This window comes from Streptomyces sp. NPDC088246, from assembly GCF_044741025.1.
Classification (GTDB): Bacteria; Actinomycetota; Actinomycetes; order Streptomycetales; family Streptomycetaceae; genus Streptomyces.
Window position 1 is genome coordinate 1 of record NZ_JBIURV010000098.1, and the last position, 14,242, is coordinate 14,242.

Annotated in this window: 17 protein-coding genes and 1 pseudogene; all 18 read right to left on the minus strand. The window is 69.6% G+C overall.

Going from position 1 to position 14,242, the window contains the following annotated elements; genetic code table 11:
- Positions 1-218: 218 nt before the first annotated feature.
- Positions 219-1,265, minus strand: a complete 1,047-nt coding sequence (locus ACIPEK_RS44890; RefSeq protein WP_402008506.1) for a SpaA isopeptide-forming pilin-related protein — start codon at positions 1,263-1,265, stop codon at positions 219-221.
- A gap of 35 nt (positions 1,266-1,300) precedes the next feature.
- Positions 1,301-2,044: a DUF317 domain-containing protein gene (locus tag ACIPEK_RS44895; protein ID WP_402008508.1), complete on the minus strand. Its 744-nt coding sequence runs from the start codon at positions 2,042-2,044 to the stop codon at positions 1,301-1,303.
- Between the two features lie 50 nt (positions 2,045-2,094).
- On the minus strand, positions 2,095-2,583 hold the full coding sequence (locus ACIPEK_RS44900; RefSeq protein WP_402008510.1) for a hypothetical protein: 489 nt from the start codon (positions 2,581-2,583) through the stop codon (positions 2,095-2,097).
- Between the two features lie 31 nt (positions 2,584-2,614).
- Positions 2,615-3,040, minus strand: a pseudogene (locus tag ACIPEK_RS44905) (DUF317 domain-containing protein); the annotation flags it as partial.
- A 24-nt stretch (positions 3,041-3,064) separates the two neighbouring features.
- Entirely contained in the window at positions 3,065-4,759 is a 1,695-nt protein-coding gene (locus ACIPEK_RS44910; protein WP_402008512.1) for a collagen binding domain-containing protein, read from the minus strand.
- 191 nt (positions 4,760-4,950) lie between these two features.
- Entirely contained in the window at positions 4,951-5,589 is a 639-nt protein-coding gene (locus ACIPEK_RS44915; protein ID WP_402008514.1) for a DUF317 domain-containing protein, read from the minus strand.
- Between the two features lie 240 nt (positions 5,590-5,829).
- Positions 5,830-7,095, minus strand: coding sequence for an ATP-grasp domain-containing protein (locus ACIPEK_RS44920; RefSeq protein WP_402008516.1), 1,266 nt, complete (start codon positions 7,093-7,095; stop codon positions 5,830-5,832).
- 126 nt (positions 7,096-7,221) lie between these two features.
- Positions 7,222-7,464, minus strand: a complete 243-nt coding sequence (locus tag ACIPEK_RS44925; RefSeq protein WP_402008518.1) for a hypothetical protein — start codon at positions 7,462-7,464, stop codon at positions 7,222-7,224.
- Between the two features lie 30 nt (positions 7,465-7,494).
- Positions 7,495-8,736, minus strand: coding sequence for an MFS transporter (locus ACIPEK_RS44930; protein WP_402008520.1), 1,242 nt, complete (start codon positions 8,734-8,736; stop codon positions 7,495-7,497).
- 9 nt (positions 8,737-8,745) lie between these two features.
- The gene (locus tag ACIPEK_RS44935) at positions 8,746-9,537 is read right to left on the minus strand and encodes a winged helix-turn-helix transcriptional regulator (RefSeq protein WP_402008522.1); all 792 of its coding nucleotides are present in this window, start codon (positions 9,535-9,537) and stop codon (positions 8,746-8,748) included.
- On the minus strand, positions 9,500-9,952 hold the full coding sequence (locus ACIPEK_RS44940; RefSeq protein ID WP_402008524.1) for a hypothetical protein: 453 nt from the start codon (positions 9,950-9,952) through the stop codon (positions 9,500-9,502). Before ACIPEK_RS44940 ends, ACIPEK_RS44935 begins: the two co-directional genes overlap by 38 nt.
- A gap of 10 nt (positions 9,953-9,962) precedes the next feature.
- On the minus strand, positions 9,963-10,412 hold the full coding sequence (locus ACIPEK_RS44945) for a hypothetical protein (protein ID WP_402008526.1): 450 nt from the start codon (positions 10,410-10,412) through the stop codon (positions 9,963-9,965).
- On the minus strand, positions 10,409-10,894 hold the full coding sequence (locus tag ACIPEK_RS44950) for a hypothetical protein (RefSeq protein ID WP_376323172.1): 486 nt from the start codon (positions 10,892-10,894) through the stop codon (positions 10,409-10,411). The genes ACIPEK_RS44945 and ACIPEK_RS44950 overlap by 4 nt, the downstream gene beginning before the upstream one ends.
- A gap of 110 nt (positions 10,895-11,004) precedes the next feature.
- On the minus strand, positions 11,005-11,358 hold the full coding sequence (locus tag ACIPEK_RS44955) for an SH3 domain-containing protein (protein WP_383063576.1): 354 nt from the start codon (positions 11,356-11,358) through the stop codon (positions 11,005-11,007).
- A gap of 149 nt (positions 11,359-11,507) precedes the next feature.
- Positions 11,508-12,254 carry a hypothetical protein gene (locus ACIPEK_RS44960; protein WP_402008528.1) on the minus strand — a complete coding sequence of 249 codons (747 nt, stop codon included), beginning with the start codon at positions 12,252-12,254 and terminating at the stop codon, positions 11,508-11,510.
- Between the two features lie 22 nt (positions 12,255-12,276).
- A complete protein-coding gene (locus ACIPEK_RS44965; RefSeq protein WP_402008530.1) occupies positions 12,277-12,978 on the minus strand; it encodes a hypothetical protein in 702 nt (233 codons plus the stop codon).
- A gap of 19 nt (positions 12,979-12,997) precedes the next feature.
- Positions 12,998-13,477 carry a hypothetical protein gene (locus tag ACIPEK_RS44970; protein ID WP_376323180.1) on the minus strand — a complete coding sequence of 160 codons (480 nt, stop codon included), beginning with the start codon at positions 13,475-13,477 and terminating at the stop codon, positions 12,998-13,000.
- Positions 13,474-14,034, minus strand: a complete 561-nt coding sequence (locus ACIPEK_RS44975) for a DUF4913 domain-containing protein (RefSeq protein WP_402008532.1) — start codon at positions 14,032-14,034, stop codon at positions 13,474-13,476. Before ACIPEK_RS44975 ends, ACIPEK_RS44970 begins: the two co-directional genes overlap by 4 nt.
- Positions 14,035-14,242 lie beyond the last annotated feature (208 nt).

Sequence of the window (14,242 nt, forward strand, 5' to 3'; positions counted from 1 at the left end):
CGGACCTCTTCCATCTCCTCAGGAGTCACAACTGAAAGAAGATCACAATCTATCCAACGAGGATCACTTGGGGTACCTAACAAAGCCCTACTAGGCGTTCTGTCCGATATTGCGGCGGACTTGGCGGAAGGCGTGACCGCGACCTGCGGACTCCGGTATACGCGGCAGGCCCCCGGGGAGAGTTCGCGGGGGCCGGCTGGTCGAGGAGTGATCGTGGGTTAGCTGGTCTCGCCGTTGTCGTCCTGCTCTGGCTCGGCCGCCGCGCGGCGACGGGCGGCGACAATAGTGCCGATTCCGACGGCGACGAGGAGTCCGGCGCCGCCCAGGATCCATGGGGTGGCGTCGGCGCCGGTGTGGGCGAGGGAGCCGGCCGGAGCCTTCGGCGTCGCGTCATCGCCTGGGTTGGCTGCCGGGACGGGCGTGGAGTCAGCGTCCGGCGTGCCGGTACCCGTCGGGGCGGGCTTCGCCCCACCGGAGTCTCCCTCGCTCGGCTTGTCCTCGGGGGTGGACGGGCTTTCGGTGGGCTTGTCTGTCGGCGTCCCCGACGGATCGGGCTTCGGGGTGGTCGCGGTCTTGGAGTTGGTGACGGTCACGGTGACCGGGGCGCCAGGACCGACGGTGAACGTCTTCGACGGCTTGTAGAGGTCGTAGCCCTCGGGGGCGTTGATCTGCTTGACCCAGAACTCCGTCTTCCGGCTGGACACTGGCAGCTCGCCGGATGCCGTGCCCTTGGAACCGGTCGTGAGGGTGAGCAGAGTCTTGTCGCCAGTGCCGATGTTCACGGTGGAACCGGGCAGGAGCTTGCCTGTCTTGTCGTCCTTGGCCTTCAAGACGACCTGCGCAGCCCTGAACGGGTCGGTGATCGTCAGCTGGGCGGTGGCGCCGGGGGTGACGATGACGTCCTGGTCTGCGACGACGTCGTGGAGCGGGCTGCCGCTGGAGGTTTCCTTGAGCCGGTACACGCCCGGGGCCAGGTCGGGGAAGGTCAGCTTCCCCTGAGCGTCGGTCGTCTCGCGCCCGGCCTCCTGGCCTGCGGTGTCCAGGAGGAGGAACGAGGCTCCTGCGAGGGGGTCGCCGGCCGGGTCCTTCTTGGTGATGGCGACGCTGCCGGCGTCGGGTGCGGGAGTCTCGGTGGGAGCAGTGGAGGCGGAGGGCGTCGGCTCGGCCGACTGGGCAGTCGCGGCTGGTGCCCAGGTGAGTGTGCCGGTCACTGCGGCGGCGAGGGCAGCGGATCGGACGGCGCCGCGGACGATACGAGCGTGCACGAGAAGGGGGGCTCCTTGATCAGGTGGTGGGGAGGTCATCGGGTCCGGCCTGGGCCAGGCCCCGGGGGAGGCGGGGCGGCGAGTGAGTAGCCGGGTGGCTGCTTGGCTGTTGCTGTCGCGATGTAGAGGTGACGGCGGGTAAGGAAGGGGACGACCTTGGCGGTGCGGTGCACCGGCTCGGTGGAGATCAGCGAGGCGGTGAAGGCCGCGACAAGTTTGGTGGGCGTCCCGAAGGAAAATCGCGCCTGCCAGTGCGGGTCGCTCTGGTAACCGCCCCAGGCCGTCCAGGCCGATCCGTCGGAGCCGTTGGTGGCGTAGCGGTGCCGCACGCCCCCAAGGCCCTCCGGCGCGCGGAAGGTCTGCGTGCCATCGGTCTTGACGTCGTGGCTCCAGCCACGGGCGAACAGCGGCACGTATGCCTCGTACGGTGCCGTCTCGTCCTCGTATAGCCAGTCCCGGTCGCTGTGCCGGTCAAGGTGGAGGTCGAGTAGTTCGGTGTGGACATCGTGCAGCAGCTCGACCGGTGTGGTGGCGTCCAAGGTGATCTGCCAGGCCGGCGGACCGAACGGGAATCGGTTCGCAGTGGTGGTCCACTGCCTCTTGCTGGACTTGTCGCTTTCGGGGGCCAGGCTGGTCCACAGCCGCAGGCAGGGGCTGGCGGCGAAGGCCGTCCACACCTCGGGCTGGTGCAGTGACCAGTCTTCGTCGAAGGGGAAGGGCCAGGCAGCACGGGGACTCGCTGGGCCGGGGCCTGCCAGGCTGCGGGGAAGAACCTTCACGGTCTGGGTGGGGTCGACGGAACGCTGTGCATAGGGATGGGGGCCGCGGCTCAGCGGGCGCGGCCACCGCTGCGGGTGGCCGGCGGGGCGGGAGTCTTGTGAGCGGTGCGGCCCGCAGCGCGGCTCGGCGTGGACGCGGTCCAGGCACCGGGGAACCAGACGGCGGTGTACTGCTCGATGGCGTCGCGCAGTCCGGTGGTGACGGCGCCCTCCCACGGCGGCTTTCCCGCCCGGTGGTACTTGTCGAACGTGCCGTACTGCTTGCTGTTCGCGGAGGTGTTGTGGGCTTCGTCGCGGCGGTGGAAGGTGCCGTGGTCCACGAATCTGAGTGCCACGGCATCGATCTCGCCCCTGTCTGCGTGGACGACCGCCAGGCGCAGGCCGCCGTACGTGTCCGCGTAGATGGTGCCGGTGAAGCTGATCCGCAGCCGCAGTGGTGCGCCGGGAACGGGGGTGGCGTAGTAGGTGTTGCCCAGCACGGTGCTGTCGGTGAAGGGGAGGGATAGTTCGGCGAAGAACTCGGGGGCTTGCAGGGACAAGAGGAACCTTTGGGTGGAGGTCGAGCAGGGGCTATCGGCGCGGGCCGGGCAAGGTCGGACGGCTGGTGGTGCTCCAGTGCGGGACGCTGGGGGCGGGGAGCGCGGCCGGGCTGTGGGAGACGGCCCGTTGGACATCGAGAGGGGGCGGACCCGGCGGGAGGATGGGGGTGAGCTGGGCCAGGCCCTCGACGTAGCTGTAGGTGCCTTGTCGCCACCGGGGAAGGGGGGACGGGTCGGAGACGCACTCGGTGACGGCTGTGAGCAGGGCGACAGGAGTGTCGGTGCTGACCGTCGCGTACCAGGCGGGCCGGTCGACGGATTCACCGGCCCACGGCTGCCATCAGGCGTCGCGGGTCGTCAGCTCGTCCTCCGGATCGAGGGCGCCGGTGGTGAACTCGATGTCGGCGAGCCCGTCGGGTGACGGGATCGCGAAGACGCCCCAGCGAGGGTGTTCAACGGACGGGGTGATTTCACGGGTACGTCAGCCGGACGCGGGCTCCGAGTCCGGGCGCCGGCGGCGCGAAGCCCAGTAGGTGGCCCCTCCCGCGACGAGAAGCGCGCCTGCGGAGCTGAGCAGCCACATGGTGGCGTCGGAGCCAGTGTGGGCGAGGCTGCCGGACGTTGGCGGGCTGTCAGGCGTTCTGGGCGCAGGCGGCGTAGTGGTGGCCGGAGTCGTCGGGGGTGTGGTCGGCGGGGTCAAGGTGTCGGCCAGCGTGACGGTGACGGTGGTGCCGGGCTTCGCGGTGAACGTGACCGGGGCGGCGTCGAGCTGGTAGCCGGCCGGGGCCTTGACCTCGGTGGCCCAGTAGCGGGTGCCCGCCTTGAGCGCGATGTCCAGCTTGGCCGTCGCGGTGCCGTCCTTGCCGGTAGTCAGGGAGAGCATCTGCTTGCCCGGAACGTGTCTCCCCGACGGGTCGATGACATCGGCCTTGATGTTGATTTCCGCTCCGACCAGAGGCTTGCCGGTGGCCTTGTCCGTCTTGCGGACCAGCAGTTCGGCCTTCTTGAACGGGTCGATGACCGTGACAGGGTTGGCGCGGGCGGTGCGTCCCTCAACGATGGTGATGTCCTGGTCCGGCACCAGCTCGTGGATGGTGTCGCCGGTGGAGGTTTCACGCAGCCGGTAGGTGCCCGGGGCGATGCCTTCGAAGACGAGTACTCCCCCGGTGCCGGTCGTTCCTTCGGCGATGATCTTGCCGGTCTTGTCCAGGAGCTGGAACACGGCGCCGACCAGGACGCTGCCTTCAGGGTCCTTCTTGTGGATCTCGACCCCGCCCGGAGCGGCTTCAACGTCCACGGTGGCCGTGTCCTCGGCGGATGTGGTGTCACCGGCCAGCAGCATGCGCTGGGCTGCCGGGTTCTGGGGACTGAGGACCTTCAGCTGCGCCCCGGGCAGACCGGTTGCCGTGGCCCTGACCTTGGCCGTTCCAGTGCCGCCAGCCGTGAACACCCAACTGCCGGAGCCGTTCTTGTCCGTGGTGACTGTGCCCGCAGCAGTGCCTGCCCCGGACTCGGTCAGGGCCACCGCGACGCTGGGAATGGCCTCGCCGGTGAGGGTAGAGGTGATCTCCACCGAGACGGAGACCTTCTGTCCCGCGTGCGTCGTGGTCACCGACGGAGTGATGCGGAGCGCGTACGGGCCCGCAAGGTGCTGTGCCTCGGTGATGTAGCGCAGCGCGAGGGTGCGTGCGGTGGGTGAGACCACCGGGTAGGTCAGGCGTTCCCTGCCTCGGGGGTCGTTGATGCCGTATGCGCCGCCCGCCAGCCATTCATAGACGGCGGCGTCCACTGCGGCGGCCTGCGCGTTGTTCCGTGTCTGCCCGTATCGGCCGATCACGTACGAGGCGTACGCGAGGTTCGCTGCGGGCACGGGCTTGCCGGTCACCGACGAGGTCCAGGACGTGACGGTGACCGGTTCGCTGTAGCGACCCGCATCAGCGGGCCCCTTCCGTTCCGGGTCTGCACAGTAAGTCTCGTTGGGGCCCCACACGCTGGGGCCGGGAGGGCCGTAGGCACCGATGTGGGAGGTGTCCGCGTTTCCGTCGGAGTCGGGGATCGTGTAGCCAGGGCCCAGTACAGCGGACGGCGAGGGGGCGGCCTGGGCCGGCGTCCAAGCCAGCGTTCCGGATATGCCGGCGGCTACAAGGACGGCGACCGAACGAGTACAAAGACGCATAGAGATCCTGAATCGAATGTGGGGTAAGGGGAGTTGAGAAGCCCTGTCGGGGGCAGTGGCTGGTCAGCGGCCGTGGCCGGGGCCGTACTGCGGGCCCGGCTGCGGCGCACGGGCAGCCGGCGCGGTGGAGACATGGATCCCGCACCGGGGTGGAAGGAGCGTGAGCGGGGGGTGTTGTACGGACGGTTGGTTCAGCGTCGGCGTGTTGGAAGGCTGCCGCCGGCACCGGCCGGCGGCAGTGTGCTCGTGCTCCATCGCGGAACGGTGGAAGTGCCAATCGCGGCCGGTCGGCGGGCGCTCCGGCGCTGGACGTCGCGCGGGGTCGGGGCCATGGGCCGCGGCGGGGCGACGGGAGTGAGCTGGGCCAGCTGCGCCAGTCGCGGGTGCAACCGCGCTTTGTTGCGGACGACGGGGCTGAGATCGACGAAGGTGGTTGCCATCGCGGCGATCAGGTGCTGCGGGGTACGGGCGGTGAAGGTCGCCTCGGCGCGGGTTCCCCATCCCGGCGGGCCGGCCCAGAGGAGGTATACGTCGTCGTGCGGGTGGGTGCTGACGACGTTGATGCTCACTCCCGCCAGCTGGTCCGGGGAGACGATCTCCACGATGCCGCGAGATGTCGGCTTGCGTTCCCAGCCTGCGTCGAGGAACGGCTGCACCGAGTCTGTCCAGCGGTAGGACCGAGGGGTGAGAAAGGTATCGCTGTCCTCGCTCCACTCGGCGGCTAGGGCAGTGGTGAAGCCGTGGACGAGTTCGGGGGGTGTGTTCTGGTTGATGCGTGCCGACCAGTGGAGTTCGGAGACGGGGTTCTTGCTGGCGCTGATCCTCCACACGTCGTAGTCGTCTCCGAACCACGCAATCGTGATGCGGTGGTCCGGTGATGTGACGAGGAGCTGGCACGGTCCGTCGTCGAGACTGTAGTGCGGCCAGTCCGCAACCGGTTCGAAGCTGGGATCGGCATCCCCTGGCAGCCCGGCGAGGTACCGCGGGGAGACGTAGACGTCTTCGTCGGGGCCGTCTTCAGAGCTGATGCTGCATCACTTCCTCAAGTGGAAATCCGGTTGGGGAGGGAGTCACGCATCCGGGGCGCTGGCGGTCCGTGTGTCCATGCGTGTGTCGACGGTGACCGTCACGTGGTCGGCGGCGAGGCGGAGGCGCTGCTGGGTGACTTCTGTCGTGGGTCCGGTGACGAGGATGTGGCCGATGCGGGCGGTGTCGAGGTCGCCGTCGGGCGGGAGGACGGCCCGGTCGCCGGGTTCGCGGAGCCACCGGACTTCTTCGAGCCAGTCGGTGGTGTTGGCGAACCGGTTGTCGATCGCGCGGTGGGTGAGGGTGCCTGTGGCGTCCGGGTACAGGATGCGGATGGCGGCTGCCTGGTGCCGGGTGGGGGTGAGGTCGGGGGCGGTGCCGCAGGCCAGGTCTGCTGCGATGCGGGCGAGGTCGAGGCCGGTGGCGAGCGCGACGAGGCGGCCGATGAGGTCTCCTCCGACGCGTGCGTTGACTTCGATGATGCGCGGGCCGCGGTCGGTCAGGCGCAGTTCTACGTGCTGGATGCCGGTGCTGATGCCGAGTGCGGCTACGGCTGCGGTGGCGACCGGTGCCACTTCTGCGAGCAGGGGGTCGCGGGCGTCGACCGAGTGGGCGATCTCCTCGAAGTACGGTTCAAAACCGAGTGTCTTGCGGGTGACGGCGACGGCTGCGGTGACGCCGCGGTGGGTGACGCATTCCACCGAGACCTCGGGTCCGTCCAGGTATTCCTCGACGAGCACGTCGTCGGACTCGCTGCCGATTCCGTGGGCTCCGGCGGCGGCGAATGCGTAACCGGCTGCCAGGTCCTCGCCGTTGTCGATGCGGATGACGCCGAGGCTGGCCGCGTTGGAGGCGGGCTTGAGGACGATCGGGTAGCCGATGGATTCTGCCGCGAGGACGGCCTCCATCAGGGACGTGGTGCGTATCGAGGTGGCGGAGCCGACGCGGTGCTCGGCCAGCACGGTGCGGGTGCGTCCCTTGTCGCGGCAGGCTCGCATGGCGTCCGGGTGGGAGCCAGGCAGGCCGAGGTGTTCGGCGAGCCGGGCCGTGGGCACGAGCAGGTATTCGTCCCAGGTGAGCACGCCGGACACGTCGTGACGGGCGCCGAGTTCACGGCCGGCGGCGACAACGGCGTCCGGGTCGGTGAGGTCGGTGACTTCCCAGTCGGCGATGAGCGGGGTCTGCCAGGTGGGCTGGGAATCGGTGACGACTACCACCTTGTATGACGTGGCCACCTGCTCAAGACAGTACCGGCGGTAGACCTCGTCTCCGGGGGAAACGACCAGGACGGTGGAAGTGGGGTGGGACAAGCGAGTGCTCCAATACAGAAGAGATCAGGTCAGAAGAGGCGTACGAGGCTGGTTTCACGGGCTGCTGCGACGGCGGACCTCGATCGCAGAGGCCCACTCGGGGTGGGCGGCGAGCAGCTTGCGCGCTTACAGCGCGGTGTAGTTGTTGTTGAGTCCCTGCACGCCGTCGGGTTGCCTCCAGCGCAGGGCTTCGAACAGCGCCTTCATCCCGACCCGCGTCGCTCCGGCGGCAAGACGGTCGGTGATGAGCTGTTCCAGTGCCGCGAATATCCCGGGGTGCTGTGCGTCGACGGCATGGAATTGCTCCGTGATCGAGGCGGCCGTGCGGCTGTGGCGGGGCGGAGCGGTCTGAATGGTGGGCGGGGGCATGAGCGTCGCGGGTCCTCTCGTGCCGGGGTGTCAGGCGGTCGGGGTGCGCAGGCCGGGAAGGGCGCGCAGGCGGGTGAAGGCAGCGGCGAGACCGACGGCCTGGAGGACGGCGGCGCCGGTGATGACATGGCCGAACATCGCGGGCGGAACGGCGGCTACGAGGAGGCCGGCGAGAGGGAAGGGCAGCAGCAGCACCAGGACTGTCACGGACAGCGTGCTGCCGAACACGGCGGGCGGGATGAGCTGCGAGCGCAGGGTCCGCAGGACAACGGACAGGGCCCCTTCGCCACCCGTGAGGACCGCGATGAGCACGAGGTAGCCGGTGTAGGTGTGGGCCTGGGTGACGGCGAGGGTGGCGGCTGCCGCGATCGTTGCGGCGACAGCGCCGACCGGCCACAGGCCCCAGCGGTCGATCGCGGTGCGGGCGGCAGTGAGGGCCAGCAGGGATACGACGGCCGCGGCGGACCAGATGAGTCCGGCGTCCGCGCTGGAGCGCCCGAGCTGGTTGACGACGATGACCGGCATCGCAGCCTGCAGCAGACCGGCCGCGAAGTTGGAGACGACCAGTCCGGTCACCATCCAGGCCAGGGCCGGCAACGAGCGCAGCGTCGCCCACCCGGTACGGAGGCCACCGGCGGCAGGACCCGTGCTCGTCTTCGGTGCGTGCGGCTGGCGGGGGGCGAGCGCGGCGCCGAGAAGCGAGCAGCACGAGAGGGTGACGAGCATCCCTGCCGGGCCGCCCCATTCCAGGAGCAGACCGGCCGCGAGGGGGCCGGCGAGCGTGGCGGTCTGGTCGATTCCCAGCAGCACGGACTGCACCTTGTGCGCTCGATCTCCGGCACGGCGGCTCGCCTCCGCGCCGGCGGTCTCGGCGGCGATGTAGCTGCATTCCGTCAGCACGCCGGTCAGTGCGGCGAGCACCATCACCGTGACCGTTGCGGTCGGTCCCGCCCCGGTCCGGGCGACCAGGAGGACAGCGGCAGCCAGCACGAGCAGAGCCCGTGCCAGGGAGGCGAGACGGAACACCGTGGTGGTGCCGTAGCGGTCGACCATCGTGCCGGCCACCGCGAACGCGGCCAGGCGCGGTATCCACTCCAGCGCGAACGCCAGGCCAGTCAGGGCCGTGGAGCCGGTGGTGGCCAGGACCAGCAGGGGAATTCCGTAGGTGGTCATGGCGGACGCGGCGGCGTCCGCGCCACGCGGTACGTAGATGCCGCGCACGAGGCCGGTGGCCGGATGCCGGGCGTGTCTCAGCTCGGTGTGCGAGGTCACGCGGCCGGCTCACCCTCGGTGGGCCGGGCTGCCTGCGGGTTGGCGCGCAGCCACTGCGTCAGCAGGTTCCACGGCCCAGCAAGGCGGCATCCGCGATTGGTTGCTGACCCACTTCTTCGGAGCGGGCGCGGCGTCCGAGCGTCCCCAGACCGGGTGCCGGGCAGCCTGCGCAAGAGGTTGCCCGGCGGACCAGGCGGACAAGGCCCCGAAGACGGGCGCCAGGCCGTCACCCGCAGCAGACAGGCGGTAGGGCTGCCCGATGCCGTCGGTGAGGACCAGGCCGTCAGCCACGAGCTGCCGAAGTGGCGGGTAGACGTTGGTCCAGTCGCTGCTGGGCATGACGATCCTGGCCAGAGCACGGCCGCTGACCTCTTCGCGTGACTTCAGTACCCAAAGGATCGCGGCGGCGTGCCGCCGGGTCAGCAGAGTGAGGCCGTCCTCGATCTGCTCGATCGCGGGCAGCGGGCGGTCCGCGTTCTCCAGATGGCCCTCGGCCCAGGTGACGATCAGCGGCAATACCGGCAGCAGCGCGGCGCCGCGGTCGGTGTGGCCGTAGGTGACGTGACGCGAGGTGTGCTCGGTGCGCTGGACGAGGCCGGCATCGCACAGGGACCGCAGCTTCGGATGGAGCTGGCCGTTCTGGAGCCAGGAGACTTTGCTCGCGATCTCGCTGTAGCGCAGCGGCCGACCGGAAAGGGCCAGCAGGATCCGCACGTTCCATCGCGGAGTGATCATTGCGAGTGCCTCGGTGACCCGGGCGATGTCAGCGTCGGTGTCGGGGGGCAGACCGGTGAGGGCCAAAGGTCCGGGCAGCGCTCGCGGCCGGAATAGGCAGGGCTGGCACGGCGGGTGAGGACGACGCGGGGGCCGGGGACGGCTCGGGGGCGGTGACGCGTCCGAGACTCTGGAGAACGGCGGAGGCCGTCTTGGTCTGGACGTCGCGGACGGCAACCGCCTCGGCGAGCCGGCGAGCACAGTCGAGAACGTGGGAAACCTCGTGTCCGCCGATCTGCCGCTCGGGGTGGACGAGCCGGGCGAGGCGGTCGCGGTGGAAGGCGATGCTCCGCTCGGCGAGGGCGAGGCCGTCGTGCATGTCGAGCAGGGCGGAGAGCATGCCGGGCGGCTGGTCCTGGGCGTGGGATTCGAGGTCGGCCAGCGGCGCGGCGTACAGGTCCTCGATCCGTCCGGCTATCTCGGTGGACGTGAGGTGGGGCAATCGGGGGCTTTCACGGTCGGCGGGCCCGGGCCGCCCCGGCACGCTGCGGTGCCGGGGCGGCGACGGCCGGGGGCAGGGTGGTGGTGGCCTTGTGCTGTGTCAGCTGGACGGGCCGGTGCTGCTGGCCGGGAGGCGGCATGGTGCGCAGCAGGTCATCGAGCGCGGCGCGGTAGCCGTCGCGGGCGTCGAGTGCCGCCTCCAGCCACTGCGCGTCCATCCGCAGGTCATCCGCCGACAGCTCGCTCATATCGCGGTCGGGTGCCGTGGCGTCGTGCACGCGGTCGCGGACACAGGCGACCTGCTCCTCGGCCAGGGCGAGGAAGGAGCGCAGTTCCAGGGCGCGGGTCACTGCCGCAGAGGCATCGGCACTGGCCGCCGTCTCGTACAGATCGGCAACGGGGGCACCGAAGATGTCCTGCAGCCGGCCGTCGACGGTGCTGGGCTTGAACTTGACGCTCATCGCAGCGCGCTCCTTCCGGGTCGCGGCGCCGATGCAGGTGCAGTCGCGGGGCGGTTCGGAGCGCTGGTCTGCACGGCCGGGCCCTTACGGGCGGTGCGGTTGAAACGGGCAAGCCGCTCGGCAGCGAGATCCTTCTTCCCGGGAGCGTCCGGGTCGAGAAGCCACCGCACGACCAGAGCCCGCCCATCCCGTGCGGCAACGGCTGCGTTGACGCGGTGGGCGAGGCCCATCGTCGGGTCGTCCACCTCGCTGGGCTGAGTTTCCAGCGCGGCAAGGAGGGAGTCCTCCGCGCGGTCGAGCACCGCTTGGGACTCGGTGAGAAGACCGTGCCACTTGACGACGTCGGTGGCACGGGAATTGGCAGCCGGTGCCACGGAGACCGCGGCCTTCAGCTGGTCCATGCTCATCCCGAAGTGAGCTTCGATCTGTTCGGTGAGCACGCCCACGACATCCTCTGTGCCGTCAACTATTTCGTCGGACAAAGGAAACTCCTCTCCGGAGGGGCACAGCGGCCCGACTGTTCACGGGACGGGATTCGACGAACGAGCGATTAACTCGGCTACGCCACAGGCGGGTTGTTGCCGAGTGCCTGTCAGTCAAGGCACATTCGGACGTCGCGATAGACGTAGGTTCCGGAGACCCATCCCTTTACGCCGGTGGTCTTGTCGGTGATGTAGAGCCAGTTCCCGCTCTTCTTGCCCACGGTGAACTTGTGGCTCTTGTAGAGCACTCCCAGCGCGGTGGACTTCGTGGTGGCCTTGGACCGGATGGTTACGGCCGTCGTGTGGACCGCGTACGGAAGCGGCGGGAGGGACGAGCAGCTGCTGGCGCTGGCGACAGTCGCCACGGTGGGTGCAGTCGCCGCGGTTGCGGTGGGGGCCGACAGCAGTGGCAGAGCAACTGCTCCGAGCACCGCGGCAGATATGGCAATTCGGGTTGAGCGCATGCGGAAGAAACCTCCGTGCAGGAAATGGGAATGCATGAGGAAGACGTCGGGGTTGTTGTCCCGGCGGCTGTACAAGAGTCCGGAGAATCGCCGGTTTGGCTAACCGGCGATCGTCGGCTATGTTTCGCCGCGCCAATCGGCCTTGTTGTTCAGCGCGATCGGCCGGGCGGGCGCGGAGAAGATGCCTTTGACGGGAGAGCCGGGCGGGTCGGCGACGCGGCCGGCCTGACTGGCGGGAGGGGGCCGGCCGTGCCTCTGAGCCGGTCGTCGCACCACTGGAGGGCTTCTTGGACCGTGGCGAAGCCGCCCTCGCGCAGGGTGTGGGTCCACGCGTCGGTGTCAACCTCCTCGACCACGACGCGAAACGGAGACGGGGCTCGCTCGTCGAGGGCGCGCAGTGCCACGACGGTGACCATGTCGTCCGGGTCGTCTCGGGTGTAGGAGTAGCCCATCGCGTAGTGGTCACCGTCGCCCACGAGTCGGTGCCCCAGAGCCCGCGTCGCCTCATCCGCCGGCGGAGGGCCCAGTTCGGGGTTGAGGCCGATGGCATCGGCTGGACAGCCGCGGTGGATCAGCCAGGACTGTGCCATCGCGGGCAGCGGCAGAGAAGCGCGCTCGAAATCAAAACTTCGCTTCTCTCGGTCCCGTTGCAGGTGGACGGCGACGTAGTGAGGGTCGCCGGGGTGGCCGTAGGTGGCTGTGCGGTCGAACAGGATGTAATAGCTGTGCTCTCCGTCGGCGGTGTGGTGCACAGCGAGAGGGACGAGCATGTCCTCGCGCACCGCGACCTGACGGTAGAACGCGAGAGACACCTGCTCGTCGGCGTCGAACTCGTCCAGGTCGAAGTCGACTTCAGGCACGCGCCCCTGGGCGGGCGTCGATGCGGTGGAGGACAACGAGGGCCTTTCTGTTGGGAGATCAGCGCCGCGGTGCTGGGGCGGACGGCCATGCCCCGGGCCGGGCTGCCGTCGTGGGCGCTTGGGGTGTGGTGAGCCGACGGGCGGCGGCCAGTGCGGCTCGTCCGGCGTCGGTCAGCGCGACCGGCTGGCCAGCATGCACGGGATGGCCGGTGTCCCGGGAGACCAGACCAGCGCCTTCCAGTCGCTGCAGCTCGGCGTGGGCGATGCGCGTCCCAGAGGCAGTGGTCACCGACATCCGATTTGTCAGAAGGTGCTCGTAGAGCTTGGCGCCGCCGGCGATGGCGAGCAGCGCCGCCCGGTCGGCAGTCGATAGCGGGTCTCCCCTGTCAACCGGTGCCGTGCCGGCGGCGGCTTCAATGGGCTCCAGGGCGGCGATCACCCGCTGCGCGGCACCGTCGCGCACGTCGGCGGCCTGCTCCAACTGGTCCACGGTGCGGTCGATGCGCCCGAAGAGGGCGCCATCGACGGGAAACTCCCCGCTGGACAGGCGGTGGAGGAGGACGCGGTAGAAGGTCACGCCGGTCTCGGCCCGGGCCAGCTCGCGGTGCTGGTCGACCAGGCCGGCAAGGGGCTCGTCGAGGACGCCGCGGTCTCGATGGGCCCCCAGGGTGTCGATGTCGTGACCGGTGACGGCCTCGATGCGGTCGTCGAGGGAAGAGACCGCACGCCGGACTGCTGCCGGCGCGGGATCAGGGGGCATAGGCGGTGGCTCCAGGCAATCAGTGGGAATGACGGTGCGCAGGGTTCTGCGCGGGGCGGGGCAGGCCCGGGAGCACTGAGGGCAGTGGCCTCGGCACCGGGCCGCGGGTCGTGAGCTGAGGGGAGCGGGAGCGGGCCGCGTGGGTGCGGGCACTCAGCGGCCGGCGAGACATCCCAAGGCGGCGCCCGACCTCGTCATAGACCTGATTGCCGGCCCGCGGCCGGACGGCGACGACGTGGATCTCCCGTCGGTGCGCAGACGTTTCCGGCGCCGTGCGCACGCCATAGACGACGCGCCACTCCTTCCTGGAATCCACGAACAGCTTGCGGTAGCCCTCCAGGTCGCCGTCGAGCCGGGTTCCGAACCTCTCGGCATTCACCACTTCCTGCAGGTAGGCGAGTGTCAGGTCCCGGATGTCGCCGGGGGCCTGGAGGAGATCGGTCAGGGCACGGGGGTCGAGGCTCAGGCCAAAAGTGGGCCGCTGCTGCCCGCCATTCATGACGTCGGCATCTCAGGCTCGCCGGACCCGTCCCGCTCCGCTTCGGTCGCCGTCCCCTTCTCCGACCGGGCCGAGGGCGGCGGGCCAGGCAGGATCCGGTGTGCCGGTCGCTCCGGGGAGGTCATGCAGGCCGACAGCGGCCCTCCTGGCGCGCGGATCGCAGCAATCGCGTGCGTGAGGAAATCCCGGTGCCACACGAACAGGCCGCTCAACCCTGCCTCGGGGTCCTTGTGCTGCTGGTACGCGAGCCACAGGGCGTGAAGCCAGGCGACGACGTCGTCGTGCTCCTGCCACTGCAGGCACCAGGGCGCCACCGTCGTCACTTCCGATCCGTAGACGGGCAACAGAAAGTCGTCGACCCAGTCGGACAGGGCATCGAGTTCGTCCTCGTGTTCCTCTCCGTCGAGCTCCAGGATGGGGCGTGGCTCTGGCGGGGCAGCCGGGGGCGGTCCGCCGAGCCCCGGCATCCCGAACGCCGCGAACGGTGAGGGACCGCTGGAGGCCGGCGCGGAGGCCAGATGGTCGAGCTGCTGCGACTGCTGCGCCGACTTCTCCATCAGCCGCCGGACGCTGGCCTCTATCCCCTCCAACTGCGGATCCGGAATCCGGACCGGGTCCAACTCCCCGCCGGTCGGGGGTTCTACGGGTTCAGACATGATGAGTGTGGCCTCCTAGACCCGGACTTCGCGGGTCACCGTTTCAGGTCTGTGGCCAGCGGGTTTGTCCGATGTCGGTGTCGAGGAGATCGAGGAGGTGAAGTTGAAC